This window comes from Streptomyces adelaidensis (assembly GCF_016598475.1).
Lineage (GTDB): Bacteria > Actinomycetota > Actinomycetes > Streptomycetales > Streptomycetaceae > Streptomyces > Streptomyces adelaidensis.
The window spans coordinates 102284-129061 of record NZ_JAEMUX010000015.1 but is presented as its reverse complement, the minus strand read 5'-3'; the positions used below and the strand labels follow the sequence as shown (position 1 = coordinate 129061).

General features: G+C 71.4%; 24 protein-coding genes. 8 read left to right on the top strand and 16 right to left on the bottom strand.

Annotated features, from left to right (window positions below; all coding sequences use genetic code 11):
• Nucleotides 1-96: 96 nt before the first annotated feature.
• The 5 genes from I8N67_RS11900 to I8N67_RS11880 all read right to left on the bottom strand — a co-directional run bounded on the left by I8N67_RS11900 (nt 97) and on the right by I8N67_RS11880 (nt 6246).
• The gene (locus I8N67_RS11900; protein WP_200302869.1) at nt 97-1620 is read right to left on the bottom strand and encodes an MFS transporter; all 1524 of its coding nucleotides are present in this window, start codon (nt 1618-1620) and stop codon (nt 97-99) included.
• Entirely contained in the window at nt 1617-2192 is a 576-nt protein-coding gene (locus I8N67_RS11895; protein WP_200302868.1) for a TetR/AcrR family transcriptional regulator, read from the bottom strand. Before I8N67_RS11895 ends, I8N67_RS11900 begins: the two co-directional genes overlap by 4 nt.
• A gap of 89 nt (nt 2193-2281) precedes the next feature.
• Nucleotides 2282-3253: an aldo/keto reductase gene (locus tag I8N67_RS11890; protein WP_200302867.1), complete on the bottom strand. Its 972-nt coding sequence runs from the start codon at nt 3251-3253 to the stop codon at nt 2282-2284.
• Between the two features lie 230 nt (nt 3254-3483).
• Entirely contained in the window at nt 3484-4917 is a 1434-nt protein-coding gene (argH, locus tag I8N67_RS11885; protein WP_200302866.1) for an argininosuccinate lyase, read from the bottom strand.
• A 135-nt stretch (nt 4918-5052) separates the two neighbouring features.
• The gene (locus I8N67_RS11880; protein WP_200302864.1) at nt 5053-6246 is read right to left on the bottom strand and encodes an argininosuccinate synthase; all 1194 of its coding nucleotides are present in this window, start codon (nt 6244-6246) and stop codon (nt 5053-5055) included.
• A 192-nt stretch (nt 6247-6438) separates the two neighbouring features.
• On the opposite strand from I8N67_RS11880, the gene I8N67_RS11875 reads away from it, so the two are divergent.
• The 5 genes from I8N67_RS11875 to I8N67_RS11855 all read left to right on the top strand — a co-directional run bounded on the left by I8N67_RS11875 (nt 6439) and on the right by I8N67_RS11855 (nt 11763).
• Complete coding sequence (locus tag I8N67_RS11875; protein WP_200302862.1) at nt 6439-7344, top strand: hypothetical protein; 906 nt, start codon at nt 6439-6441, stop codon at nt 7342-7344.
• A 184-nt stretch (nt 7345-7528) separates the two neighbouring features.
• Nucleotides 7529-8110 carry a pyridoxamine 5'-phosphate oxidase family protein gene (locus I8N67_RS11870; RefSeq protein WP_200302860.1) on the top strand — a complete coding sequence of 194 codons (582 nt, stop codon included), beginning with the start codon at nt 7529-7531 and terminating at the stop codon, nt 8108-8110.
• A 290-nt stretch (nt 8111-8400) separates the two neighbouring features.
• The gene (locus I8N67_RS11865; protein ID WP_200302879.1) at nt 8401-9738 is read left to right on the top strand and encodes a ferredoxin reductase family protein; all 1338 of its coding nucleotides are present in this window, start codon (nt 8401-8403) and stop codon (nt 9736-9738) included.
• Between the two features lie 119 nt (nt 9739-9857).
• Entirely contained in the window at nt 9858-10955 is a 1098-nt protein-coding gene (locus I8N67_RS11860; RefSeq protein WP_200302858.1) for an FMN-binding protein, read from the top strand.
• A gap of 4 nt (nt 10956-10959) precedes the next feature.
• A complete protein-coding gene (locus I8N67_RS11855; protein ID WP_200302856.1) occupies nt 10960-11763 on the top strand; it encodes an FAD:protein FMN transferase in 804 nt (267 codons plus the stop codon).
• 82 nt (nt 11764-11845) lie between these two features.
• Here the strand turns inward: I8N67_RS11855 and I8N67_RS11850 are convergent, their stop codons facing one another.
• The 7 genes from I8N67_RS11850 to I8N67_RS11820 all read right to left on the bottom strand — a co-directional run bounded on the left by I8N67_RS11850 (nt 11846) and on the right by I8N67_RS11820 (nt 18982).
• Nucleotides 11846-12385 carry an arginine repressor gene (locus tag I8N67_RS11850; RefSeq protein WP_200302854.1) on the bottom strand — a complete coding sequence of 180 codons (540 nt, stop codon included), beginning with the start codon at nt 12383-12385 and terminating at the stop codon, nt 11846-11848.
• 7 nt (nt 12386-12392) lie between these two features.
• A complete protein-coding gene (locus I8N67_RS11845) occupies nt 12393-13619 on the bottom strand; it encodes an acetylornithine transaminase (RefSeq protein ID WP_200302852.1) in 1227 nt (408 codons plus the stop codon).
• Nucleotides 13616-14527: an acetylglutamate kinase gene (gene argB, locus I8N67_RS11840; protein ID WP_200302850.1), complete on the bottom strand. Its 912-nt coding sequence runs from the start codon at nt 14525-14527 to the stop codon at nt 13616-13618. The genes I8N67_RS11845 and argB overlap by 4 nt, the downstream gene beginning before the upstream one ends.
• Nucleotides 14524-15675, bottom strand: a complete 1152-nt coding sequence (gene argJ, locus I8N67_RS11835) for a bifunctional glutamate N-acetyltransferase/amino-acid acetyltransferase ArgJ (protein WP_200302849.1) — start codon at nt 15673-15675, stop codon at nt 14524-14526. The genes argB and argJ overlap by 4 nt, the downstream gene beginning before the upstream one ends.
• 109 nt (nt 15676-15784) lie before the next feature.
• Entirely contained in the window at nt 15785-16813 is a 1029-nt protein-coding gene (gene argC / locus I8N67_RS11830; protein WP_200302847.1) for an N-acetyl-gamma-glutamyl-phosphate reductase, read from the bottom strand.
• A 25-nt stretch (nt 16814-16838) separates the two neighbouring features.
• Nucleotides 16839-18428 (bottom strand): hypothetical protein, encoded by a 1590-nt coding sequence (locus I8N67_RS11825; RefSeq protein ID WP_307835216.1) that lies wholly within the window; start codon nt 18426-18428, stop codon nt 16839-16841.
• Between the two features lie 95 nt (nt 18429-18523).
• The gene (locus I8N67_RS11820) at nt 18524-18982 is read right to left on the bottom strand and encodes a DUF5997 family protein (RefSeq protein ID WP_234045513.1); all 459 of its coding nucleotides are present in this window, start codon (nt 18980-18982) and stop codon (nt 18524-18526) included.
• Nucleotides 18983-19125: 143 nt separating this feature from the next.
• Between I8N67_RS11820 and I8N67_RS11815 the strand changes: the two genes are divergently transcribed.
• Nucleotides 19126-19944 carry a LysR substrate-binding domain-containing protein gene (locus I8N67_RS11815; RefSeq protein ID WP_200302845.1) on the top strand — a complete coding sequence of 273 codons (819 nt, stop codon included), beginning with the start codon at nt 19126-19128 and terminating at the stop codon, nt 19942-19944.
• Nucleotides 19945-19995: 51 nt separating this feature from the next.
• Here the strand turns inward: I8N67_RS11815 and I8N67_RS11810 are convergent, their stop codons facing one another.
• The gene (locus I8N67_RS11810; protein ID WP_200302844.1) at nt 19996-22479 is read right to left on the bottom strand and encodes an alpha-L-arabinofuranosidase family protein; all 2484 of its coding nucleotides are present in this window, start codon (nt 22477-22479) and stop codon (nt 19996-19998) included.
• A 155-nt stretch (nt 22480-22634) separates the two neighbouring features.
• Here I8N67_RS11810 and I8N67_RS11805 point away from each other — a divergent pair, with 155 nt between their 5' ends.
• Nucleotides 22635-23153 carry a DUF6314 family protein gene (locus I8N67_RS11805; protein WP_307835215.1) on the top strand — a complete coding sequence of 173 codons (519 nt, stop codon included), beginning with the start codon at nt 22635-22637 and terminating at the stop codon, nt 23151-23153.
• Here the strand turns inward: I8N67_RS11805 and I8N67_RS11800 are convergent.
• The 3 genes from I8N67_RS11800 to I8N67_RS11790 form a co-directional block, all read right to left on the bottom strand.
• Complete coding sequence (locus tag I8N67_RS11800; protein WP_200302843.1) at nt 23098-23673, bottom strand: histidine phosphatase family protein; 576 nt, start codon at nt 23671-23673, stop codon at nt 23098-23100. The genes I8N67_RS11805 and I8N67_RS11800 overlap by 56 nt on opposite strands.
• A gap of 116 nt (nt 23674-23789) precedes the next feature.
• On the bottom strand, nt 23790-24227 hold the full coding sequence (locus I8N67_RS11795; protein ID WP_200302842.1) for a GNAT family N-acetyltransferase: 438 nt from the start codon (nt 24225-24227) through the stop codon (nt 23790-23792).
• Nucleotides 24224-25690 carry an aminotransferase-like domain-containing protein gene (locus I8N67_RS11790; protein ID WP_200302841.1) on the bottom strand — a complete coding sequence of 489 codons (1467 nt, stop codon included), beginning with the start codon at nt 25688-25690 and terminating at the stop codon, nt 24224-24226. The genes I8N67_RS11795 and I8N67_RS11790 overlap by 4 nt, the downstream gene beginning before the upstream one ends.
• Here I8N67_RS11790 and I8N67_RS11785 point away from each other — a divergent pair.
• Entirely contained in the window at nt 25689-26687 is a 999-nt protein-coding gene (locus tag I8N67_RS11785) for a DMT family transporter (protein WP_200302840.1), read from the top strand. The two genes, I8N67_RS11790 and I8N67_RS11785, sit on opposite strands and share 2 nt — an antisense overlap.
• The last annotated feature ends 91 nt before the right edge of the window (nt 26688-26778 follow it).

Below are 26778 nucleotides of genomic sequence, written 5' to 3'. Positions count from 1 at the left end.
TCCTAGGGTCGGCTGTGTGCGCGGTGGCTTTGGAGTCTCGGCCATGCTGCTGGCGACCGTCGTGTTTGTGACGGTCGGTGGGGGCTTGTCGCGCACCTAGGCTCGGTTGTCCAGGTGTTGGTCGCGGAGCATGAACCATGCTGCTGCCGCTGTTGCCAGGAGGACTGTCGCTCCTGCGGCTGCGGCGATGGTGAGGCCGTCCACGAAGGCGTCGCGGGCTGCGGAGAGCATGGCCTGGGCCGCGGCCGGGGGCATCGCGGTCGCTGCCTCCGTCGCACCGCCCAGGGATTCGTGGGCCTCGGCGGGGGTGCCTGTGGGGGCCGGGAAGTCTCGGTAGACGCCGGTGACTATGGAGCCGAGTACGGCTATGCCCAGGGCGGCGCCGAGTTCGTACGCCGTTTCGGAGACCGCTGAGGCCGCTCCGGCCTGTTCCTTCGGGACACTGGAGAGGATGACGTCGGCGGTGACGGTGAAGGAGAAGCCCGCGCCGATGCCGACGATCAGGAGCGCGGCGCCGATAAAGGGGTAGCCGGTGGAGCGGTCGACCAGGGTGAGCAGGGCGAGGGCCAGGCCGATGGCCGCCAGTCCGCCCGCGACCACGGAGCGGACGGAGAAGCGGCGGGCGGCGGCTCCCGCGATCAGGCCGGCCGCCACCGCGCCGACGGCCGCCGGCAGTTCGGCGAGGCCCGCCTCCAACGGGCGTCGGCCCTGGACGAGTTGCAGGTACTGCGAGAGGAAGAAGACCAGGCCGGACAGCCCGAGGATGGTCAGCAGGTCGGCGAGGACGGCTCCGGAGAAGCCCCGGTCGCGGAACAGGCGCATGTCCAGCAGCGGGTGCGGCAGGGAGAACTGGCGGCGTACGAACCAGACCAGCGCGGCGATGCCGGAGATACCCGCGGCCAGGGCGTTTCCGTCGAGGCCGTGGCTGGCGATCTCCTTGACCCCGTACACGACGCCGATCATGCCGACGAGCGACAGGGCGACGCTGGGCAGGTCCCACGGGCCCGGATTCGGGTGGCGGGACTCGGGCAGCAGCTTGATGCCGACGAGCACGAGGACGGCCATCACCGGCAGGTTGATCAGGAAGACCGAGCCCCACCAGAAGTGTTCGAGCAGGAACCCGCCGACGACCGGGCCGACCGCCGTGCCGGCGGAGGCCGTGGCGCCCCAGATGCCGATGGCGAGACTGCGTTCGCGCGGGTCGTGGAAGAGGTTGCGGATCAGGGCGAGCGTGGCGGGCATCAGGGTCGCTCCCGCGACGCCGAGCAGTGCGCGGGCGACGATCATCGTCTCGGGAGTCGTGGCGTACGCGTTGAGCACCGATATCGCGCCGAACGCGGTGGCACCCATCAGCAGCAGCTTCTTGCGGCCGATGCGGTCGCCGAGACTGCCGGCCGAGACGAGCAGGCCGGCGATGACGAACGAGTAGACGTCGCCGATCCAGAGGAGCTGGGTGCCCGAGGGCTTCAGGTCCTCGCTGATGTACGGGGTCGCGAGGCCGAGGACGGTCGCGTCGACGGCCACCAGCAGCACGGCGAGCACGAGGACGGAGAGCGCGAGCCAGCGGCCCGGCCTCTTCTCCGCCTCCGCGGCTCGGGCCGGCCGCAGGGTGCTGGTCATGATTCCTCTCTCGGTTGTTCGGAATGCCGTTCGGGATGACGCAGTGCGCCGCCCAGCAACAGCTCGACGATCATGAAAGTGAAGTCCTTGGCGGCCACGCGGCCCTCCGAGACCGCCCAGGCGCCGGAGGCCAGCAGGCCGTAGAGCGCCTCGGTGAGCCAGGCGGGCGTGAGGTCGATACGGAACTCGCCGGTCGCCTGGCCGCGTCTGAAGAGGGCCGCGACGCGGTCGTCGATGCGGGTCCAGCCCTCGTTCTGGTCACCTTCGAACAGCTGGTTCTCGGAGTAGAGGAAGGCGAGCAGGCCCGCCGCCGGTTCGACCTCCCGGACGAGCCGGCCCACGGCCTCACGCGCCGGGCCCTCGGCCAGACGGGCCGCGTCCAGCGCCGCCTCGCACTCCTCGATGCCCAGCGCCTCCAGCGCCCGGACGAGCGCGTCGCGCCCGGCGAAGTGGCGGTGCAGCGTGGCCCGGCTGATCCCGGCGGCCTTGGCGACCTCGTCCATGGTCGCGGTGGGCCTACGGGTCAGCAGGGCGGCTGCGCTGCGCAGCACGTGTTCACGGTCGACAGCCATGAGACGACAGTACCCCAGATGAGACATTGATGTCTCACTCAAGACGTGCGAGTCTCACAGCCGACCACCGCCAGGGGCAGCGCCGTCGCTCAGTGCCAGGGCAGGTCGCCGCGCTTCTCCCAGTACGTTCGCGGGTCCTCGACGAGGGTCGCGAGGCGGGTCAGCTGTTCCTCGTCGAGGTCGACGACCGCCGCGTGCAGGTTGGAGGCGAGCTGGCCGGCGGTGGCGGCGCCGGAGAGGACGACACCGGCCCACGGCTGCCGCAGGACCAGTGCCAGGGCGACCGCGTCGCCGGTGAGGCCCGTCTCCTCGGCGACGGCCTTGAGGGCGTCCGGGGCGTACGGCTCGGCGAGACGGCCGTTGGCCATGCCCTCCTTGACGATCACGGTGAGCCCGGCGTCGTGCGCCTCGGCGAGGGCGGGCTCGGCGGAGGTCTCCAGGGCGTTGTACGTCGACTGGACGGTACGGAAGAGGGGTTCGTCGTCGACCGTCACGGCGAGGGCGGCCCGGATGGCGTCCGCCTGGGCGGGGCCGCTGGTGGAGAAGCCGACGGTGACGCCCTGGGCGGCGGCCTCCGCCAGCTTGGTGTGGAGTTCCTTGTCGGTGAGGGCAGGGCTGTCCGGGGTCACCGAGTGGATCTGGTAGAGGTCGAGCCGGTCGCCGAGCAGTGCGGCGCTCTCGGCGCGCTGCCGCTCGTACGTCTCGACGCCGTGGTCCTTGACCTCGTGCTTCTCGGCGTCGGTGGTCCAGTCGGCGGTGTAGGTGTAGCCCCACTTGCTGCCGACGACGATGTCGTCGATGTCCGGGCGGGCGGTCAGCCAGGCGGCGAGGAACTCCTCGGAACGGCCGTACGAGCGGGCGGCGTCGAAGTAGCGGACGCCCTGGGCGTAGGCGGCGTCGAGGAGTTCGTGGGTGCGGGTGCGCAGCGTTTCGACGCTGCGGTCCTCTCCGAGGTCGTGGTCCCGGCCGAGGTTGATGTAGCCGGGGCGGCCCACTGCGGCGAGGCCCAGTCCGATGTGGCAGGTGGGGGTTGTGGCTGTGGCCAGTCGGGCGAAGGGCATCGCGGGCTCCGTTCGGTCGGCTCCATGCGGCTCCGACCAACGTAACCCGTGATGACCTTCGGGGGCGGGGTGGGGGTTCCGCCAGGGAGGGTTTCGCTCCCGCCGCCCCTACCCGCCCCTCCCCCATCCAGGGGCGCTGCCCCTTCTGCCCCGGATTTCGGCTGCCGGTCCGGTGGGGCTTGTCGCGCGGTTCCCCGCGCCCCTTGAAAGCATGGGGCGCGGGTCCCTTGTCAGGCCTTGCTCTTCGCTGTCGCCCACTCGTGCTGGGCTGTCACGTTCTTCTTGATGTCGGCCAGTTGGACGGCGACCGCACTGGGGGCGGTGCCGCCTCGGCCGTTGCGGGCGGCCAGGGCGCCGGGGACGTTGAGGACGGAGCGGACCTCGGGGGTGAGGTGGGTGGAGATCTTGGCGAACTGGTCGTCCGTCAGGTCGTTCAGTTCCTTGCCCTCGGCCTCGGCGGCCTTGACGCACTCGCCGGCGACCTCGTGGGCGACTCGGAAGGGGACGCCCTGCTTGACCAGCCACTCGGCGATGTCGGTGGCGAGGGAGAAGCCGGCGGGGGCCAGTTCCTCCATGCGCTCGCGGTGGACGGTGAGGGTGGCCATCATGCCGGTGAAGGCGGGGAGCAGGATCTCCAGCTGGTCGATGGAGTCGAAGACCGGCTCCTTGTCCTCCTGGAGGTCACGGTTGTAGGCGAGGGGCAGGGCCTTGAGGGTCGCCATGAGGCCGGTGAGGTTGCCGATCAGGCGGCCGGACTTGCCGCGCGCCAGCTCCGCGATGTCCGGGTTCTTCTTCTGCGGCATGATCGACGAGCCCGTGGAGAACGCGTCGTGGAGGGTCACGAAGGAGAACTCCTTCGTGTTCCAGATGATGATCTCCTCGGCGATCCGGGAGAGGTTCACGCCGATCATCGCGGTGATGAAGGCGAACTCGGCGACGAAGTCGCGGGACGCCGTGCCGTCGATGGAGTTCGCGGAGCTGCCGTGTTCGAAGCCCAGGTCCTTGGCGACCGACTCCGGGTCCAGGCCGAGGCTGCTGCCCGCGAGGGCACCCGAGCCGTACGGGGAGACGGCGGTGCGCTCGTCCCACTGGCGCAGCCGCTCGGCGTCCCGGGACAGGGACTGCACATGGGCGAGGACATGGTGGGCGAAGAGGACCGGCTGGGCGTGCTGGAGGTGGGTGCGGCCGGGCATCGCCACGTCCGGGTGGGCCTCCGCCAGGCCGATCAGCGCGTCCTGGAGGTCGGCGATCAGGCCGCCGACCGTGCGGGCGTGGTCGCGCAGGTACATGCGGAAGAGGGTCGCGACCTGGTCGTTCCGGGACCGGCCGGCGCGCAGCTTGCCGCCCAGGTCGGGGCCGAGGCGCTCCAGGAGGCCGCGCTCCAGGGCGGTGTGCACGTCCTCGTCGGCGATGGTGCCGACGAAGGAGCCGTCCGCGACGTCCGCCGCCAGCTGGTCGAGGCCGGCCAGCATGTTCGTCAGCTCGTCGTCCGTGAGCAGGCCCGCCTTGTGCAGCACGCGCGCGTGGGCACGCGAACCGGCGATGTCGTAGGGCGCGAGCCGCCAGTCGAAGTGGACGGACGCGGACAGCTTCGCCAGGGCCTCGGCGGGACCGTCGGCGAAACGGGCGCCCCAGAGCCGTACGTCACCGCTGTTGCTGCTCACTTGCGTTGCTCCTAGAGAGGGTGTGGGTCTGCCACGTGGATGGGCCGTGCGGGTGGGCCGTGTGGATGAGCCCGAGGAGGTGTGCCGCCGCCTCCCCGCCGTGTGCGGCCGGGGAGGTGGTACTCACGCTACTGCTTACGTCAGGTCGCGCTGTGCCGCGATCTTCGACGACAGGCTGTAGATGTCGATGAAGCCCTTGGCGGCGGCCTGGTCGAAGGTGTCGCCCGTGTCGTACGTCGCCAGGTTGAAGTCGTAGAGCGAGGAGGCGGAGCGGCGGCCGGTGACGACCGCGCGGCCGCCGTGCAGGGTCATGCGGATGTCGCCGGAGACATGCTCGTTGGCCTCCGTGATGAAGCCGTCGAGGGCGCGCTTGAGCGGGGAGAACCACTGGCCGTCGTAGACCAGTTCGCCCCAGCGCTGCTCGACCTGCCGCTTGTAGCGGGCGAGTTCGCGCTCGACGGTGACGTTCTCCAGCTCCTGGTGGGCCGTGATGAGCGCGATCGCGCCCGGGGCCTCGTACACCTCGCGGGACTTGATGCCGACGAGGCGGTCCTCGACCATGTCGATCCGGCCGATGCCGTGGGCGCCGGCGCGCTCGTTGAGCTCCTGGATCGCCTTCAGGACGGTGACGGGCCTGCCGTCGATCGCGACCGGGGCGCCCCGCTCGAAGGTGACGATGACCTCGTCGGGGTCGCGCGGGGCGGCCGGGTTCTGGGTGTACTCGTAGATGTCCTCGATCGGGCCGTTCCAGATGTCCTCCAGGAAGCCCGTCTCGACGGCGCGTCCGAAGACGTTCTGGTCGATGGAGTACGGGGACTTCTTGGTGGTCGCGATCGGGAGGTTTCTGGCCTCGCAGAAGGCGATGGCCTTGTCGCGGGTCATCGCGTAGTCGCGGACCGGGGCGATGCACCTGAGGCCGGGGGCGAGGGCGACGATGCCGGCCTCGAAGCGGACCTGGTCGTTGCCCTTGCCGGTGCAGCCGTGGGCGACGGTGGTGGCGCCGTGCTTGTGTGCGGCGGCGACGAGGTGCTTGACGATCGTCGGCCGGGAGAGCGCGGAGACCAGCGGGTAGCGGTCCATGTAGAGGGCGTTGGCCTTGATCGCCGGGAGGCAGAACTCGCCGGCGAACTCGTCCCTGGCGTCGGCCACCTCGGCCTCGACCGCGCCGCAGGCGAGGGCGCGCTTGCGGATGACGTCCAGGTCCTCGCCGCCCTGACCGACGTCCACCGCGACCGCGATGACCTCGGCGCCCGTCTCCTCGGCGATCCAGCCGATGGCGACGGAGGTGTCAAGACCGCCCGAGTAGGCGAGTACGACTCGCTCGGTCACGGGGTCCTCCTCACGCTGCGTCCACTGTCATGCATGATTATGCAGACCTCCGCATGATTCGTCAATCTGGAAGAAGTTCGAGAGACGTCGAGCGTGCTTTGAACAAACGAAACCGCTTACCCGTAACTCTCCCCGAACGCAGGCGCCGCGTTTGTAAACCACGACGACATCCGACCCGAGTGAGGCATCCGCATGTCCAGGGCTCTTCCGAAGTACAACAAGCGTCGCGTAGGCATCATCGGCGGCGCCGCCGCGGTCGTGCTGTCCGGAGCGGTCATCGCCGGTTCCGCTCTCGCCGGCGAGGGTGCGAACAACGGCCAGGACGCCGCGGCGAACGCGTCACCCGGCACGGTCTCCTGCCCCGCCGTCGAGGGCAGCCTTCCGGCGATCCCGGCGTCGGCGCAGGCCGAGGTCGACCGCAACCTGGCCCTGCTCGACACCCAGATCCAGGAAGCCGACCAGCGCCTGATCGACACCGTCGGCCAGGGCGGCGCGAACTTCGTCCAGAACGCCATTCTCGGCCCGCTGGAGGACAAGCGCATCGCCGTACTGAACCGCATCGAGACCGCGATCGGCCGCGCCGCCGCCAAGCCCGAGGGCCTCGAAGCCCTCGCCCCCTGCGAGCTCGTCCAGGGCGGCGCGGCGGGTGCCGGCGAGGAGGCGGAGGCCGGTGCGGGCGAGGAGGCCACCGCGGCTCCGGAGGAGACGGCGGCCGGCGAGGAAGCAGGTGCGGGCGAGGAGGCCGGGGCCGGCGAGGAGGCGGGTGCGGGCGACGCCGCCGAGGACGCGGGCGACGCCGGTGCCGCGGGCACCGTCTCCTGCCCGGAGGTCGAGGGCAGCCTTCCGGCGATCCCGGCGTCGGCGCAGGCCGAGGTCGACCGCAACCTGGCCCTGCTCGACACCCAGATCCAGGAAGCCGACCAGCGCCTGATCGACACCGTCGGCCAGGGTGGTGCCAACTTCGTCCAGAACGCCATTCTCGGCCCGCTGGAGGACAAGCGCATCGCCGTACTGAACCGCATCGAGACCGCGATCGGCCGCGCCGCCGCCAAGCCCGAGGGCCTCGAAGCCCTCGCCCCCTGCGAGCTCAACCAGTAGTCCCGAGCTCCCACCGAGTGACCTCCTGCGCCCCTGGCGGGCGACAGGGGCCGTGGTCGCCCCGCGCGCCGGCCGGGGTGGCCACGGAAGACGCGAAATGGAAGACCTGATTCCGGGTGGATCCCAGCGATGGTGATCCACCCGGACTTCGTATGTCCTACGTTTGCCGCGACAATCGTCAGCCATGGGAAAGACTTACGAGCGCATAGACGGCCGCCTGCGTACGTTCATCGAGGCACAGCCCCTCTTCTTCACCGCGTCCGCGCCGCTGTCCGGCGACGGCACGGTCAACCTCTCCCCCAAGGGCCTCACGGGCTCGTTCGTGATCCTCGACGAACTGACCGTCGCCTACCTGGACTTCGCCGGGTCCAGCGCGGAGACCATCGCGCATCTGCGCGAGAACGGCCGGATCACCCTCATGTGGTGCGCCTTCCAGGGCCCGCCCAACATCGTGCGCGTACACGGCAAGGGCGAGGCCGTCTTCCGTGACGACCCGCGCTTCAAGGATCTCCTCGCCCGCTTCCCCGACATCGACCCGACCCCGCACGGACTGCGCGCGATCATCGTGGTCCGGGCCGAGCTCATCCGCGACAGCTGCGGCTACGCCGTGCCGTTCATGGCGTACGAGGAGGACCGCGACCTGCACGGCAGGCGCTTCGCACGCGAGGACGACGCCTCGCTCAGCGCGTACTTCGGCTCCAAGGAACACATCGGGACCAGCATGGACGGACTCCCCGGGCTGCCGTTGCCGCTGCCGCCTTCCTAGGCCGTGTCGTCAAATGCCCGTCGTCGCCCGGAGGGCTGCCCAGGGCCTGTCCGGCGGCGGCGACGCGGCGGGTCCTCGGTCGGGCCGATCCGGGGCGAAAGCCGCAGATCGCGATCGGCGGGAGCGGCGGGCCCGCGGCCGTCATCCGGTACTGAGCGTTCTGCAAGGGCAGTTGGACCCGGGGTTGAACACACGGCACTCCCTGCACGTACGTGTGGTCCAAGGGTCCAGCCCACCACGGAGGAACCGTGTCCACGATCGCCGGAGGTCGCGCCGCGCGTCGCCAGACGATGCGCCGCATCCGACCTCGTCGCTCCCCCGCCGTCCCGCTGCTGATCATTTTCTTTGCGGGTGTGGCCGCGGTGGTGTGGCTGTGGTGGGACAACACGCCGTCCATCGCGGACCAGGGCAGCAAAATGGTCAACGCCGGCCGGATCACCGGTCTGCTCGGCGGCTACCTGATGGCACTGGTCGTGCTCCAGATGGCCCGGGTGCCCGCGCTGGAACGCCGGGTCGGCTCCGACCGGGTGGCGCGCTGGCACGCGATGACCGGCCGCTACACGCTCTGCCTGGTCGTCGCGCACGTCGTCCTCACGATGTACGGGTACGCCCTCCAGGCCGGCTTCACCCACACCGCCATCGTCCAGACGACCATCGACTCGGTGAACCAGCTGCCGGACATGGGCAAGGCCGCCATCGGCACCGGCCTGCTGGTGTTCATCGGGCTCATCTCGATCGGTCCGGTCCGCCGGAAGATCCCGTACGACCTCTGGTACCACACCCACCTGCTGACGTACGCGGCGACGTTCCTGACGTTCTGGCACCAGATCACCACCGGCAACGAGTTCGCCGTCACGCCCGCCGCGAAGACCGGCTGGTACGCGCTGTACGGGTCGGTGACCGCGCTGGTGATCTGGTACCGGATCCTCACCCCGATCCGGCTCAACATGCGGCACCGGCTGCGGGTCGAGGCGGTCATCGAGGAGTCGCCCGGCATCGTCTCGGTGCTGATGAGCGGGCGCAAGCTGCACCGGATGGGCGCGGAGGCCGGGCAGTTCTTCCGCTGGCGGTTCCTCTCGCCGGGCATGCGGTTCAGCTCGCACCCGTACTCGCTGTCGGCGGCGCCCCGCCCCAACATGCTGCGCATCACGGTCAAGGCGATCGGCGACCACAGCTCGGCCCTGCGGGACCTGGAGCCCGGCACCCGGGTGTGGGCCGAGGGCCCGTACGGGGCACTGACGGCGGACAAGCGCAGCCGGGGCAAGGTGCTGCTGGTGGCCGGCGGGGTGGGCATCACCCCGATGCGGGCCCTGTTCGAGACGCTGCCCGGCGCGGCCGGTGACCTGACCCTCCTCTACCGGGCCAACAGCACCCAGGACCTGGCGCTGTGGGACGAGCTGGCGCACATCGCGGAGGAGCGCGGGGCGCGGCTGATGTACGCGGTGAACAGCCCGGAGGGCGAACGCCCGGACATCTCACCGGACTCCCTGCGCCGCAAGATCCCGGACATCGAGCGCCACGACGTCTTCCTGTGCGGGCCGCCCGGCTTCGCCCAGGGCGTGTACGAGGCCCTGCGGGGCGCGGGTGTCCCGACCCGCCGCATCCACCACGAGTCGTTCGAGATGTGAGCGACAAAACCGCCTTCCAACGGAACCGCCTTCCACGGGTCCCAGCGGACTTCTGCCCATGAGGCTCCCCGATGGGGCCTCCCCCACCAGACTTCGACACCTCAGGAGCTGAAGGAGCGATGAAGAAGAGCCACCCCATCCGGCGGACCCTGCTCGCCACCGCCGCCACCGTGTCCGGCATCGTGCTGCTGCTGTCGCTGAAGCCCGCCTCGGACGCCGGTTCGGTACAGGCCGGAGCCGCGGGGGGCGCTCCTTCGGCACAGGGCGGACAGGGGGCGGCGGCCGGCGCGCAGACCCTCACCGGCACGGCCGTCCAGACCGACTACGGGCCCGTCCAGGTCCGCATCACGGTCAACGGCGGCAAGATCACCAACGCCGAGGCGGTGCAGCAGCCCAGCGGTGGCCGCTCCACCCAGATCAGCGGCGACGCCATCCCCAAGCTCAACAAGGCGGCCGTCGCCGCCGGCAGCGCCGAGATCGACGCGGTCTCGGGCGCCACCTACACCAGCGCCGGCTACAAGGAATCCCTCCAGTCCGCCCTGGACCAGGCCGCCAGCGCGCAGGGCGGCCAGGACGCCGGCGCGCAGACCCTCACCGGCACGGCCGTCCAGACCGACTACGGGCCCGTCCAGGTCCGCATCACGGTCAACGGCGGCAAGATCACCAACGCCGAGGCCGTGCAGGCGCCGAGCGGCGGCCGCAGCACGCAGGTCACCAGCGACTCGGTGCCGAAGCTCAACAAGGCGGCCGTCGCCGCCGGCAGCGCCGACATCGACGCGGTCTCGGGCGCCACCTACACCAGCGCCGGCTACAAGGAATCCCTCCAGTCCGCCCTGGACCAGGCCGCCAGCGCGCAGGACTCGGGCAGCGAGGCCGAGGCAGGCGGCGAGGCCCAGGACGAGGTGGGCGGCGAGGCCGAGGACTCCGGGGCCGGGCAGGTGACGGGCACCCAGGTGCTCACCGGGTCCGCCGTCCAGACGGACTACGGCCCCGTCCAGGTCAGGGTCACCGTCATCGACGGAAAGATCACCGACGCCGAGGCGCTCCAGTCCCCCAGCGGTGGCCGCTCCACCCAGATCACCGGTACCGCCATCCCCGAGCTCAACAAGAACGCCATCGCGGCAGGGAGCGCTGACATCGATGCTGTCTCAGGCGCCACGTACACCAGCGGCGGCTACAAGGAGTCCCTCCAGTCCGCGCTGGACCAGGCCGGCTGATCCGGTGGCCGAACCCACCGGGGCCACCGGGCCCGCCGTACCCTCCCAGCTGCGGCACGCCGAGGAGGTCATGGGCACCGTCTTCTCGTTCGACATCCGGGGCGGCGAGCCCGCGGCGGTCAGGGCCGCGCTCGCGGAGGCGGTGGCCGGACTCCACACCGTGGACGAGGTGTTCAGCACCTACCGCGAGCAGAGTCAGATCTCCCGGCTCGACCGGGGCGAACTGACCATCGAGGAGTGCGGCCCCGAGGTCGCCGAGATCCTCCGACTGTGCGCCGAGGCCGAGCGGTTGAGCGACGGCTGGTTCAGCGCCACCTACGAGGGCCGCTTCGACCCGACCGGCCTGGTCAAGGGATGGGCCACCGAACGGGCCGCCCTGCGCCTGGTCGAGGCCGGCGCGGCCGGGGTCAGCGTCAACGGCGGCGGCGACGTCCAGCTCTGTGGCGTACCCGGCCCGGACCGGCCGTGGCGCGTCGGCGTGGCGGACCCCCTGCGCCCGGGCGGCCTCGCCGCCGTGGTCACCGCCGCCGGCGCGGACCGGCTGGCCGTCGCCACCTCGGGCACCGCCGAACGCGGCGCCCACATCGTCGACCCGCGCACCGGCAGGTCCGCTGTCACCGACCTGGTCTCGGTGACGGTGGTGGCCCCCAGGCTGACCTGGGCGGACTGCTGGGCGACTGCGGCTTTCGCGATGGGTTCCAGAGAGGGCCTGGCCTGGCTGGAGTCCCTGCCGGACACGGAGGGCCTGCTGATCACGGCGGGGGACGAGGTGCGGTGCACGGGGGGGCTGGCTGCCCGACTGGGTTGAGGATCGCGCCCTTCAGGGGCGCGGGGAAGCGCGCGACCAGCCACACACAGCCCGCGGCCGGCGTCCCCGCGAACCATCCCCCTCAGTGGCCGTTCTGCTGAGCCAGCCTCAGCAGATGATCCGCCAACGCCTGCCCACCCACCGGGTCCCGGCTGATCAACAGCAACGTGTCGTCACCCGCGATCGTCCCCAGGATGTCGTGCAACTCCGCCTGGTCGATGGCCGAGGCAAGGAACTGGGCCGCACCCGGCGGCGTACGGAGAACCACCAGATTCGCCGAAGCCTCCGCGGAGATCAGCAGCTCCGCGGAGAGCCGCCGCATCCGCTCCTCCTTCGCCGACTCACCCAGCGGCGCCCGGGGAGTCCGGAAACCCCCCTCGCTCGGCACCGCGTAGATCAGGTCGCCGTCGTTGTTGCGGATCTTCACCGCGTTGAGCTCGTCCAAGTCCCGGCTGAGCGTCGCCTGCGTGACGCTCAGCCCGTCGTCGGACAGCAGCTTCGCCAACTGGCTCTGCGACCGCACCGGTTGCCGGTTGAGGATGTCCACGATCCGGCGGTGGCGTGCGGTGCGGGTCTGTGGCACTGCGGGCCCCGCCTGGTCGTGCTCCTGCGCCTGGCTCATCGTCGTCTCATTCTCCGGATCGTCCGTCCCCACTGGCTTCATGCGCTGCCCGCGCCGCGTCGAGAATGCCGGGGAGCGCCTGGAGAAGGGCGTCCACCTCCGCGTCGGCGATGTTGAGGGCGGGCATCAGCCGTACGACATCGGGGGCGGGCGCGTTCACCAGGAAACCGGCGTCCTGAGCCGCCTGTTGCGCCAGGGGCGCGAGCGGCTCCGTGAGCACGATACCCAGCAGAAGGCCCGCGCCACGGACATAGTCGATCATCGGGTCGCCGAGGGACTCGATTCCGTTCCGCAGCTTCTCGCTCTGCCGCTTGACGTTCTCCAGCAGCCCCTCGGCCCTGATGGTCTCCAGGACGGCGAGTCCGGCGGCGCACGCGACCGGGTTGCCGCCGAAGGTGGTCCCGTGCTGGCCCGGCTGCAGAAGCTCCGCGGCCCGGCCGAAGGCGACGGTCGCGCCGAGCGGCAGTCCGCCGCCGAGGCCCTTGGCGAGGGTGACGACGTCCGGCAGGACGCCCTCGTGCGCCTGGTACTCGAACCAGTGCCCGGTCCGGCCGACGCCGGTCTGCACCTCGTCGAGGACCAGCAGCGAACCGGTGGCGGCGGTGATCGCCCGGGCGGCCTTCAGATAGCCGGCGGGCGGGACCACGACCCCCTTCTCGCCCTGGACGGGCTCGATGATGACGAAGGCCGTCTCGTCGGTGACCGCGGCGGCCAGGGCCTGCGCGTCGCCGTACGGGACGTGGGTGACGTCGCCGGGCAGCGGGTGGAAGCCGGTCTGCTTGCCGGGCTGGCCGGTGAGGGCGAGGGCGCCCATGGTCCGGCCGTGGAAGCCGCCCTCGGTGGCGACCATGTGGGTCCGCCCGGTCAGCCGGCCGATCTTGAAGGCGCCCTCGGTGGCCTCGGCACCCGAGTTGCAGAAGAAGACCTTGCCGGCGCGGCCGAAATGCTCCAGGAGCCGCTCGGCGAGCGCGACGGGCGGCTCGGCGACGAACAGGTTGGAGACATGGCCGAGGGAGGCGATCTGCGTGCTGACGGCCTCGACGATCGCCGGGTGGGCGTGGCCGAGGGCGTTGACGGCGATACCGCCCACGAAGTCGACGTACTCCTTGCCGTCGGCGTCCCACACCTTGGTGCCGGCGCCGCGGACGAGCGGGAGCCTCGGAGTGCCGTAGTTGTTCATGAGCGAGCCCTGCCACCGCTGGGTGAGCTCGGTGTTCGCCGTGGTCCCGGTCATTCGACGTCCCCCTCATTCACGGCGTCGGGCACGACCATCGTGCCGATGCCTTCGTCGGTGAAGATCTCCAGCAGGATCGAGTGCTGGACCCGGCCGTCGATGACACGGGCGTTGCCCACGCCGCCCCGTACGGCGTGCAGGCAGCCCTCCATCTTCGGCACCATGCCGGCCGACAACTCCGGCAGCAGCTTCTCCAGTTGGGAAGCGGTGAGGCGGCTGATCACCTCGTCGCTGTGGGGCCAGTCCTCGTAGAGGCCCTCGACGTCCGTGAGGACCATGAGGGTTTCGGCGCCAAGAGCAGCGGCGAGTGCCGCAGCCGCCGTATCGGCATTGACGTTGTAGACATGTCCGTCGTCCTGGCTGCGGGCGATCGACGAGACGACCGGGATGCGGCCGTCGGCGAGGAGTGCCTCGATCGCGCCCGTGTCGATCGCGGTGATCTCGCCCACCCGTCCGATGTCGACGAGTTCGCCGTCGATCTCGGGGCGATGCTTGGTGGCGGTGATGGTGTGCGCGTCCTCGCCGGTCAGACCGACGGCGAGCGGCCCGTGCTGGTTGAGCAGCCCGACCAGTTCGCGCTGCACCTGTCCGGCGAGCACCATGCGTACGACGTCCATGGCGTCCTCGGTGGTGACGCGCAGGCCGGCCTTGAACTCGCTGACGATGCCGTGCCGGTCGAGGGCGGCGCTGATCTGCGGGCCGCCGCCGTGCACGACGACGACCTGGAGGCCGGCCTGCCGCAGGAAGACGACGTCCTGGGCGAAGGCGGCCTTCAGGTCCTCGTCGATCATGGCGTTGCCGCCGAACTTGATGACGACCGTCTTGCCGTTGTGGCGGGTCAGCCAGGGGAGCGCTTCGATGAGGATCTGGGCCTTGGGGAGGGCGGTGTGCTTCCGCGTGGCGCTCATGACGAGTAGGCGCTGTTCTCGTGGACGTAGTCCGCGGTGAGGTCGTTGGTCCAGATCGTGGCGGTCTCGGACCCGGCGGCGAGGTCGGCGACGATGTGCACTTCGCGGTAGCGCATGTCGACCTTGTCGCGGTCCTCGCCGACGCCGCCGTTCTTGCAGACCCAGACGCCGTTGATGGCGACGTTCAGCCGGTCGGGCTCGAAGGCGGCCTTCGTGGTGCCGATCGCGGAGAGGACGCGGCCCCAGTTGGGGTCCTCGCCGTGGAGGGCGCACTTGAGGAGGTTGTTGCGGGCGATGGAACGGCCCACCTCGACGGCGTCGTCCTCGGTCGCCGCGTGCACGACCTCGACCTTGATGTCCTTGCTGGCGCCCTCGGCGTCCCGGATGAGCTGCTGCCCGAGGTCGTCGCAGACCTCGCGGACGGCCTCGGCGAACTCCTCGTGCTCCGGAGTGACTTCGGACGCCCCGGAGGCGAGCAGAAGCACGGTGTCGTTGGTGGACATGCAGCCGTCGGAGTCGACCCGGTCGAAGGTGACCTTGGTGGCGGCACGCAGCGCCTTGTCCAGTACGTCGCCGTCGAGGGCGGCGTCGGTGGTGAGCACGACGAGCATGGTGGCGAGGCCCGGGGCGAGCATGCCCGCGCCCTTGGCCATGCCGCCGACGGTCCAGCCGTTCTTCGAGACGACGGACGTCTTGTGCACCGTGTCGGTGGTCTTGATGGCGATGGCGGCCCGCTCGCCGCCGTGCTCGGACAGCTGCACGGCGGCCGTCTCGATGCCAGGGAGCAGCTTGTCCATCGGCAGCAGGAGGCCGATGAGGCCGGTGGAGGCGACGGCGATCTCACCGGCGTCCAGACCGAGCGCGTCCGCGGCCTTCTCGGCGGTCGCGTGAGTGTCCTGGAATCCCTTCGGCCCCGTACAGGCGTTGGCGCCACCGGAGTTGAGGACGACGGCCGACACCTGGCCGCCCTTCAGGACCTGCTCGGACCACAGCACCGGCGCGGCCTTCACACGGTTGGAGGTGAAGACGCCCGCGGCGGCGAGGCGGGGCCCGTTGTTGACCACGAGGGCCAGATCCGGGTTGCCGTTCTCCTTGATCCCGGCGGCGATGCCCGCCGCCGTGAATCCCTTTGCTGCCGTCACGCTCACTGGGTCTCCTCGTTCGCTTCTCCGCCCGTGCGGCGCAGCGGTGCGGCCATCGTCTGCGGCCCGGTGGCCGCACGTGCTCCCCCAGCTGCCGCTGGGAGGTGCCCCCAGCTCACGGTGCGACTCCGATCGTGGTCAAGCCGGTGGTCTCGTCGAGTCCGAGGGCGATGTTCAGGCTCTGGACGGCGCCGCCCGCGGTGCCCTTGGTGAGGTTGTCGATGGCGCTGATCGCGATGATCCGGCCCGCGTCCGCGTCGTAGGCGACCTGGACGTGAACGGCGTTGGAACCGTGGACGGACGCCGTCGCGGGCCACTGCCCCTCGGGGAGCAGGTGGACGAACGGCTCGTCGGCGAAGGCCTTCTCGTAGGCGGCGCGGACGGACTCGGCGGTGACGCCGGGCCTGGCCTTGGCGGTGCAGGTGGCGAGGATGCCGCGGGACATCGGCGCGAGGGTCGGTGTGAAGGACACGGAGACCGGCTCTCCGGCGACGCCGCCGAGGTTCTGCATCATCTCGGGCGTGTGCCGGTGGCCACCACCGACGCCGTACGGGGTCATCGACCCCATGACCTCGCTGCCCAGCAGGTGCGCCTTGGGCGCCTTGCCCGCGCCGGACGTGCCGGACGCGGCGACGATCACGGCCTCGTGCTCGGCCAGCCCCGCCGCGTACGCGGGGAAGAGGGCCAGGGTGACGGCCGTGGGGTAGCAACCGGGTACCGCGATGCGCTTGGACCCCTCCAGCGCGGTACGGGCACCCGGCAGTTCGGGGAGGCCGTAGGGCCAGGTCCCGGCGTGCGCCGAGCCGTAGAAGCGCTCCCAGTCCGCCGGGTCCTTGAGCCGGAAGTCGGCGCCCATGTCGACCACGACCGCGTCCGGGCCCAGCTGCTCGGCCACGGCGGCGGACTGCCCGTGCGGCAGCGCGAGGAACACCACGTCGTGCCCGGCGAGCACCTCGGCCGTGGTCTCCTGAAGCACCCGGTCGGCCAACGGCAGCAGATGCGGTTGCAGCCCGCCCAGCCGCTGGCCCGCGTTGGAGTTGCCGGTCAGTGCACCGATCTCGATCTCGGGGTGCGCGAGCAGCAGGCGCAGCACTTCGCCGCCCGCATAACCACTCGCTCCCGCCACCGCCGCGCGTACCGCCATGGAACCCTCCTCTTGGATGGCATGACTATACGTATCGCTGCACGTTTATGCAATCTTTGGGGGTGGGTCCGGGGGCTGGGCCTGGGCCCGGCCCCGGGTCCTGCGAGGTCAGGAGATCCGTCATCGCGGTGAATGGGAGCGACGGGTTGGCTGCCGCCGCCTCCGCCACCTGGGGGTCGGGGTCGGTGAGCAGGTCCGCGACGGCCTGTGGTGGGAGGGCGGGGTGGGCGGCTGCCAGGGGTCTCGCCCGTTCGTCGGTCAGGCAGGTGAGCAGGGCCGGGGCCGTGGCGCGGGGATGGCGGGCGACCTCGCGGAGTGCTCTACGGGCTGGTGGGGTGTGGGTGGTCACCCGCTCCAGGAGCGCCGGGGTCGCCTCCGGATTGGCGGCCACCGCTGCGAGGACCTGGACTCCGTGCCGATCGACCATGGCGTGCAGCCGCGCTTCGGAGAGGCCGGGGTGCGGGGCTATGGCCTTGACCACTTTCGCGTCGGGGTCGCCGGCCAGTGCGTCGCGGATCCGGGCCGGCAGATCGCGTCGTCGGGCCAGGAGCATGCGTACGGCAGGGGTCGGGGACTGTGCCAGTTCAGCTGTTTCGGCGGTGGTGGCGAAGGCGATGCGGGGCAGCAGGGTGGCGCCGATCCTGGTGGTGGCGGCCAGGTCGGTGAGCACGTCGAGCGGTACACGCGGGTTGTGCGCGAGTCCGCGCCGTACGTCGGGGTCGTCGTCGCCGGCCAGCGTGCGGATCACGGCGTCGTCGATCGCGGGGTTCTCGGCGAGGCCGGCGCGAACGCCGGGTATGGGATCCGCGGCGAGCCGTGCGTACGCCTCCGGGGGGAGGCCGGGGCGGGCGGCGAGCGCCCAGCGCAGCAGCATCGACGGGTGGTCGGCGAAGCCGGCGACCGCTTCGGCGGGTGCGGCCGGGTTCTGGAGGGCCGCGTGCAGCATGGTGTCCGCGGTGGATTCGTGGGAACCGTCGCAGGAGGCGCCCGGCGGCAGATCGCAGTCGCGCCGCGCGCATCGCGGGCTGTGCGCGAACGGCGGCTCCTCCCGGTCGCAGACCAGGCAGTGCCGGGCGGGTGGCAGTCCCTCCCCGCTGATGAGCGCCGCCAGGACGTCCGGCGGCGTCGCTTCGTTCGCGGCCACCGCTCGGCGGACCTCGGCGTGCGGATGCCCCGCGAGCCGGGCGGCCACGTCCGGTGTGGTCCACAGCGCGAGCTCCACGACGACCCGTACGTCCGGGTCCTCTGCCAGCGTCTCCACCACGTCGGGAGGCAGGCCGGGGCAGGCGGCCAGCTTCTCCCGGTGCTCGGTCACCGGGTCCGCCGCGAGGAGGCGAGCCCACTCCGGGCGGCCGGCGCCCTCGTCGAGCAGGGCGAGGGCGACGCGCGGCTGTGCCGCCGGGTCGACGTCGGCGGCGGTCAGCCGGCCCGCGTGGGCCAGCCGCACGGCACTGTCTTCGTCGCGCGAGGCCAGCGCGACCGCCTGCGCCCGGCTGAGGTCCGCGCGCCCGGCGAGTTCCGCGGCGACCTCCGCGTCGGCGACCGCGGTCAGCCGGTCGACCAGCTCGGACGGCAGAGCCGGGTTGGCGGCGAGACCGCACAGGAGAGGGTTCACAGCGGGCATCCTGCCCGGCCACCGGCGAAAGGCCGCATGGTCGCCCGATGCCGGCGCCGGGGTGGGCGTCGCCGCGAGCGGCTTCACAAGCGGCTTCAGGAACGCCGGCCGCCCGGCTGACGCGCCTGATTCGACGAGCCCGACTGACGTGACGGACCCGGCTGGTCCGGCTCCGCCGCCCGCTCCGCGTCCCGCTTCTTGATGCGGGCGCCTTCCTTGCGGACCTCGGCCTGGGTGGCGCGCTCGCGCCGCAGCCACCCGGGGCTCTCCTCCCGGAGGGCTTCGATCTGCTCGGTGGTGAGGGCCTCGGTGACTCCGCCGCGGGCGAGTCCCGCGATGGAGATGCCCAGCCGCTCCGCGACCACCGGACGGGGGTGCGGGCCGTTGCGGCGCAGTTCCTCCAGCCAGGCCGGCGGGTTCGTCTGGAGCGCCGTCAGCTCGGCGCGCGAGACCACGCCCTCCTGGAACTCGGCGGGGGTGGCCTGGAGGTACACACCCAACTTCTTCGCCGCGGTGGCGGGCTTCATGGTCTGGGTGGTCTGGTGCGACGTCATGGCACAAGGGTATCGACCGTGTGCGCGACCGCCGACCACAGCCGTCTCGAGGAGCGCGACGCCGTCCATGGCCTGGACAGCCGTCCATGGCCTGGACAATGGCCCGGGCACGTGACGACGTCCGAGCCCGATAGCCTGGTCATGTGACAGGTTCGGAAACATCCCCTTCGTTCCGGCTCGCGTACGTCCCGGGAGTGACGCCCACGAAGTGGGTGCGGATCTGGAACGAACGGCTGCCCGACATCCCCCTGGCCCTCGTCCAGGTGACCGCCGCCGAGGCGTTCGGTGTGCTGCGGGACGGCGGCGCCGACGCCGGTTTCGTACGGCTGCCGGTGGACGAGAACGACCTCAGCGCGATCCCCCTCTACGCCGAGACCACGGTGGTCGTGGTCCCGAAGGACCATGTCGTCGCGGCCGTCGACGAGGTGTCCGTCGAGGATCTGGCCGACGAGACCATGCTGCACCCCCTCGACGACACCCTCGGCTGGGAGCGCCCGCCGGGAGAGCCCGCGTTCGAGCGTCCCGCCACCACGGCGGACGCGATCGACCTGGTGGCGGCCGGGATCGGGCTGCTCGTCGTCCCCCAGTCGCTCGCCCGGCTGCACCACCGCAAGGACCTCACGTACCGGACGGTCACGGACGCGCCCGAGTCGCGCGTCGCCCTGTCCTGGCCGGAGGACGCGACCACCGACCTGGTCGAGGACTTCATCGGGATCGTCCGGGGCCGGACGGTCAACAGCACCCGGGGACGCGCCAAGGACCCGGAAGAGAAGCCGCAGCAGAAGCAACAGCCGAAGCAGCCGCCCAAGGCCGGGCGGCCGACCGGCCGGACCCCCCGAAGCGGCTCCGGCGGCGGTCGGAACGCCAAGGGCGGCGCCAGAAGCGGCAGTGGTGGCAAGAGCGGAGGCGGCGGAAAGAGCGGCAACGGCGGCAAGGCCGGAAAGCCCCGCCGCCGCTCGTGATGGACGGCCCGGGCCCGCACAGGACCCGGACCGCCCCTCACCACCTCGGGGTCACCTCTTCTTGATCCGCAGGAACGTCACCGAGTTCGCCGGGAACGTGTAGTCGAACTCGTCCGCCACCCCGCTGAACGTCGACGTCACCGGTGCGACCGGCGTGGCCGTCTCCGTGTTCACCGCGTCCGGCGCGGCCGTGAGCGTGGTCACGCGGGCCTTGGAGCGGACCTTCGCACCACCGAGGTCGATGGTGGTCCTGGCGGCCGCCGGCTGGGCGTTGACGACCTTGACGATCAGGTCCCCGGTCTTCGCGTCGCGCGTCACGACCGGGCGGAACGGCTCGGCCGGCTTGTCGTCGGTGAAGCTGCCCCACTCCTGTCCGTCGAGGAGCAGGGTCACCTGCCGGCCGCGCACCTTGACCTCGACGTCGTAGGTGCGGCCCGTCTCGATGGTGCCCGGCTTGGATACCAGCGTGGACTTGCCGCCGTCCACGGCCTGCTCGACCGCGCTGCTGGTGTTGTTCCAGCCGCCGAGGTTCCACCAGTAGTAGTTGCCGGTGTCCTTGACGCCGAAGGCGACGAGGAAGCCCTCCTTGCCTGCTTTCTTGGTGGCCTTCACCTTGAGGTCGTAGTCGTGCCAGGCGGTGTCGCCGGCCGAGACCATGGTGTCCTCGGCGGCCACGTCGGTCTGTGTGTACTGCCCGTCCTGGATGCTCCAGCTGCCCTTGCCGGTGTGGGTCCACTTCGAGGCGTCACCGCTGAAGTCGTCGCTGAGCAGGCTAGTGCCGTCCTCCGCCGTCACCCGCACATCGTCGTACGCGGCTGTCGTGGCCCAGGTGGAGAGGCCCACGGCTCCCGAGATCGGGCCGGTGAGCGTCGGCGTACCGGTGGCCGTCGACGGCACCACGCGGTCGCCGACGTTGTTCATGAAGAGCTTCTGCGTCTCGTAGTTGGCGGAGTTCCACGACGCGTGGTTGTTGAACCAGATCATGTCGGGGGTCCACTGCACGTAGTCCTCGTTGGCGAGGAGCGGTGCGTAGGAGGCCAGCTTCACGATGTCGGCGTTGCGCTCCAGGCCGGTCATGAAGGCGGCCTCGGAGAGGGCGTTCTTGAAGGCGTTGCCCAGGGAGGCGTACTCGCCGAGGAAGACCTTCGGGCCACTGCGGTCGTAGGAGTCGTAGCGGTCGTTGTTCTGGAGGAACCACTGGGGGCTGTTGTAGTAGTGCTCGTCGACCATGTCGACGTTCGCCTCGCGGTTCAGCTTCCAGGCGGTGTCGAAGGTGGCGCCCGTGTCGTCGGGGCCGGAGTTCGAGATCACCGTGATGTCGGGGTACTCCGCCTCGATGGCGGCCCGGAACTTCTGGAAGCGGGCGAAGAACTCGTTCGGCAGGTTCTCCTCGTTGCCGACCGCGAGGTGGGTGAGGTGGAAGGGCTTGGGGTGGCCCATCCGCGCCCGCTTCTTGCCCCACTCGCTGGTCACGGGACCGTTGGCGAACTCGATGAGGTCGAGCGTGTCCTGGATGTGGCGCTGGAGCAGGGCCTCGTCGTCGGTGGCCTTGTTCTGGCCGCAGCCGGTGACGAGGGCGGGCACCACGGGCAGCGGCATCGCGCCGATGTCCTCGGAGAACTGGAAGTACTCGTAGTAGCCGAGGCCGTAACTCTGGTTGTAGCCCCAGAAGTTGGAGTTCGTGGCACGCTGCTCGACCGGGCCGATGGTGTCCTTCCACTGGTACGAGCGCTTGCGCTCCCAGTTGGAGGCCTCGCTGTAGTCCTTCATGGAGCCCGTGTTGACGAGGCAGCCGCCGGGGAAGCGGACGAAGCCCGGCTTCAGGGCGGCGATCTTCTCGGCGAGGTCCTCACGCAGACCGTTCTCGCGGCCCTTGTAGGTGTCGCGCGGGAAGAGAGACACCTCGTCGAGGGCGGCGGCACCGGAGGACGCGACCCCGAGCCGGCCGTCGCTGCTCGTACGGGTCGCGGTGAACCGGGCCTTGTACTTGGCCCAGCCGCCCTTGACGGCCACCTGGCGGGCGGTGGCCAGCGTGCCGTCGGCGTCCTGGAGGGCGACGGCCAGAGTCGTGGGGCTGTCGGCGCGCGCCCACACCGAGAAGTCGTACTTCTTGCCCGCCTCGACCCGGACACCGGTGTTGTAGCCGGCGTTCGTGACGGCCGAACCGGCGCTCAAGGACAGGTAGTTGCGGTTGCGCTCGTTGAGGCGGCCGGCGTCGTTCACGACCTGCGCGGTGCCGTCGACGGTCCAGGAGGTGAGGGGGGTGTAGGCCCGGTTGTCGGCGGTCGAGTACTCGAAGGACCGGTTCTGCACGAGTTCGGCGTAGAGGCCGCCGTCCGCGGCCCGGTTGATGTCCTCGAAGAAGACGCCGTACATCGTGTCGTCGATCTTCGCGCCCTTGGCGGCCGGGTCGACGGTGATCGCGTAGTCGGTGACGTCCTCGGCGTGCGCGGGCGCCGGGACCGAGGCGGTCGCCACCAGGAAGGCGGTGGCGGTGAGGCCGAGTCTCCAACGGGTGCGGGTGCTGCGTGACATGGATACTCCGCGGCTCGGGGTGGGGGTCATGGAGTGGTCATGGGGTTGTTCGAAATGTCAGACAATGATCAGCACATCGAACGGCAAGATAGGGAGGAAGGCCGGACAGCGTCAACGGGTCACGCGGTACCGAAAGTGTCGGAAGTGAGGGACGGGTGGGCGTTTTCCAGTCGGTGCCCGACGCGTTGGCCTACCTGTCCGGGAGTTGGCGGGTCCTGCGGTCGGTACGGGATCTCGCGAGCGGCTCGGAAGGGGAGTTCTCCGGGACGACCGTTTTCAGCCCGCTGGACGGCGGCGGTCTCCTCCACCGGGAGATCGGAAGTTTTGTCTGGCAGGGCGTCCCTCGCCCCGCCGAACGCACCCTTCGCTTCCTGCCGGGCCCCGCTCACGGCATGGTGGACGTCCGGTTCGCCGACGGCCGCCCCTTCCACGACCTGGACCTGGCCACCGGCCGCTGGCGGACGGACCACCCCTGCGCCGCCGACCTCTACCGCGGCGAGTTCGAGGTGTACGACGACGACCGCTGGCGCACCACGTGGCGGGTCGGCGGCCCCGCGAAGGACCAGCTCCTGGTCACCGACTACACCCGCGAGCGCCCGGAGCAGGCCCCGCCCCGCTCTACCGCGCGGCGTCCAACCGCAGGTTCCAGCGTCCCGGACGCCCCGCGACCGTGACCGTCGACAGGGGGCGGACGTCCATGTTCCAGTACGACGACGGCGGGGCCTTGAGCGCGTAGACCAGGGCGGCGCGCAGCACGGAGGGCTCGGCCACGGCGACGATACGGCCGTTCTCCTCCGCCGGGCGGGTGTCGAGCCAGCCGCCTATGCGGGAGATGAAGGCGATCAGCGACTCGCCGCCGTGCGCGGCGGAGTGCGGGTCGGCGAGCCAGGCGTCCACGGTCGAGGGCTCCCTGGCCATGGCCTCGCCGAGCGTGAACCCGCGCCAGCGGCCCATGTCGCAGTCCCGCAGCGCGGGCTGGGCCAGCGGCGCGTAGCCGAGGGCGTCACCGGTGGCCCGGCTGCGGGGGGTCGGCGAGCAGTAGCGCAGCTCGGCCGCCACCAGCGGCACCAGCTCGGGGGCGGCGCGCTGTACTTCGTCCCAGCCGGCCTGGTCCAGCGGCCGGTCGTCCTCGAAACGCTCCGCGAGCAGCGAGGAGCAGCGCGCGGCGGCGACGAACGTGACCCGAAGATGCATGCGGCGATGGTGGAACGAGAGACTACGCAGGTCAAGAGGCGTTACTCAGGAGTTACCCGCGGTTCTCCCGCGCTCCTGGCTCCTCCCCCGGGCCGCGCGTCGCCGCGCCCGGCCGCTCACTGAAGGACGAGCGCCATCCACGTGTCCGGCTTGGCGAGCGGCGCGAACCCGAGCTTGGCGTAGACACCGTGCGCGTCGTGGGTGGCGAGCAGGATGCGGCGCAGCCCGTACGGCCGCAGGTGCTCGCGCACGCCTGCGACCAGCGCGGTGCCGAGGCCCTTACCGCGCGCCGCCGGGTCGACGTACACATCGCAGAGCCACGCGAACGTCGCCCGGTCGGTCACCACCCGCGCGTACGCGACCTGCTCCCCCGAACCCACCTCATACACCCCGAAGTTGAGCGAGCCGCGCATCGCGCTCTCCTGCTTCTCGCGGGGGCGGCCGATGGCCCAGTACGCGTCGGTGGACAGCCAGTGGTGGACTCGCCCCACGTCGACGCGTTCGAAGTCGGCGGAGATCTCATAGCCCTCGGGGAGGCTCAACTCGTCGTTCATGGCTGGACGTTCCCAGGCCCGTAGACCGCTGTCGAACCGTTTACGGCCGTCTCCAGCCGTCGTACGCCCTCCGCGATCTCCCCCGCCCCCGAGACGCCCACGAAGCTCAACCGCAGGTGACCGGCCGGGGGTTCGGCGCTGAAGTAGGGGCGGCCGGGGGTGACGGCGACGCCGGCGCGCAGGGCGGCGGTGACCAGGGTCGGTTCGTCGGTGCCGTCGGGGAGGCGGAGCCAGAGGTGGTAGCCGCCGGAGGGAATGTGGGGCAGGGCGAGTTGGGGCAGACGCAGACGCAGCGCGGACGTCATGGCGTCCCGGCGGTTCTTCAACTCCCTTGAAACCGCCCGGAGATGGCGGGGCCAGGCGGGTGAGCCGACGAGTTCGAGGGCGGCCTCCTGGAGGGGGCGTGGCACGAAGAAGGTGTCGACGACCTGGATGGCGCGCAGCCGCTCCAGGACCGGGCCCCGGGCGGCCAGGGCGCCCACGCGGAAGCTGGGCGAGGTCGCCTTGGTCAGCGAGGAGACATGGACGACCACGCCGTCCGGGTCGTCGGCCGCCAGCGGTCGCGGCAGCGGTCCGGCGTCCTCGTGCACGAGACGGCGTACGAAGTCGTCCTCGATCACGAAGGCCCCCGCCTCGCGCGCGATCCGCAGCACCTCGCCCCGGCGGTCGGCCGACAGGACGGCGCCGGTGGGGTTCTGGAAGAGCGGCTGGCAGACGAAGACGCGGGCGCCGGACGCCTTGAACGCGTCGGCGAGCAGGGCGGGCCTGACCCCGTCCGGGTCCACCGGCACCGGAACGGGCCGCAGCCCGGCCGCCCGCGCGATGGCCAGCATCCCCGGATAGGTGGGCGATTCCACCAGCACCGGTGCCCCCGGCGGGGCGAGGGCACGCAGGGCGGTGGTCAGGGCCGACTGGCCGCCCGCCGCGACGATCACCTCGGCCGCGGTGATCCCTCCGCCGATGCTCCGCGCGAACCACTCGCGCAGCTCCGGGACGCCCTCGACCGGCGGCCGGGCCCACACGCCGGGGCGCCGCCCGGCCCGGGACAGGGCCGCGCCCATCGCCTGCTCCGGTTGCAGCGCCTGGTGCAGATAGCCGCTGTTGAACTCGATCACGCCGGGCGGCGGCGACGCGAGCGAGACCAGTACGCCCGAGGCGTCCACCGTGCGGGGCACCAGCTCGGCGGTGCCGTCCGCGCTCAGCGCGACCTCCTGCCAGGAGGTGTCACCCGCAACCGCCGCCCCGCTCTCGCGCGGGCTCGCCCGGTACGCCCCCGCGCCCGGCCGGGTCACCACGAGCCCCTCGGCGGCCAGTTGCGCGAGGGCCCGCGAGACGGTCACAGGGCTCACCCGGAAGCGTCCGACGAGTGCTCGGCTCGACGGCAGCTTTCCACCGATCGAGTAGCGGTCCAGCTCCTTCCGCAGCTGTTCTACCAGTTCCGCGACACTGCTACGCTCGTGCATGAGAGCACAGAGTAGCGCTACTGAGACTGGTCCGGTAGCGGTCACCGAAGTCGGTCAGGCCGTCGAGACCGGTCCTGTCACCGAAGCCAGTACGGCTGTCACCGAACCCCGTCCGGCCGCGGCCGCCCCCCGCCGTCGCCCCCGAGCCGGCGGCACCCTCCAGGCCGCCCTGGGCGTCACCGCCTTCTCCCTCACCTTCCCGGCGACCGCCTGGGGGTTGGAGGGCTTCGGCGCCTGGTCGCTCGTGGCCGTGCGCAGCGTGCTCGCCGCCGTCATCGCGGGCGGTTGTCTGCTGGCCCTCCGGGTGCCGCTGCCCGGCCGCCGGCACTGGGCGGGCCTCGCCGTGGTGGCCGCCGGAGTCGTCGTCGGCTTCCCTCTGCTGACCACTCTCGCCCTGAAGACCTCGACCACCGCGCACGCGGCCGTCGTGGTGGGTCTGCTGCCGCTGACGACCGCCCTGTGCTCGGCGCTGCGCATGGGTACCCGCCCCTCGCGCACCTTCTGGGCCGCCGCCCTCGCCGGAGCCGCCGCGGTCCTCGTGTTCACCGTGGCCCAGAGCGGCGGCGCCCTCACGACGGCGGACCTGTACCTCTTCGGCGCCCTGCTGGTGTGCGCGGCCGGCTACACCGAGGGCGGCCGGCTGGCCCGGGTGATGCCCGGCTGGCAGGTCATCGGCTGGGCCCTGGTGCTGTGCCTGCCTCTGAGCCTGCCGGGCGCACTGCTGGCCCTGTCGCACGAGCCCGTGCGGCTGACCGCGCACAGTGTGGCCGGGCTGCTGTGGGTGGCGGCCGGGTCGCAGTTCCTGGGGCTGGTCGTCTGGTACCGGGGCATGGCGGCGATCGGGATACCGAAGGCCAGCCAGTTGCAGCTCGCGCAGCCGCTGCTCACACTGGTGTGGTCGGTGCTGCTCCTCGGCGAGCAGCTCACCCCGGCCGCGCCCCTGACGGCCGCCGCCGTACTGGTCTGCATCGCGGTCACCCAGCGCGGCTCCGCCTGAGAGACCGTACGCACACCGGTTCCCACCGGCGCCGCCCGCGACAGACCGCGGTCACGGACCGCCACTCCCGTGCTAGACGAGGAGGCCCCCG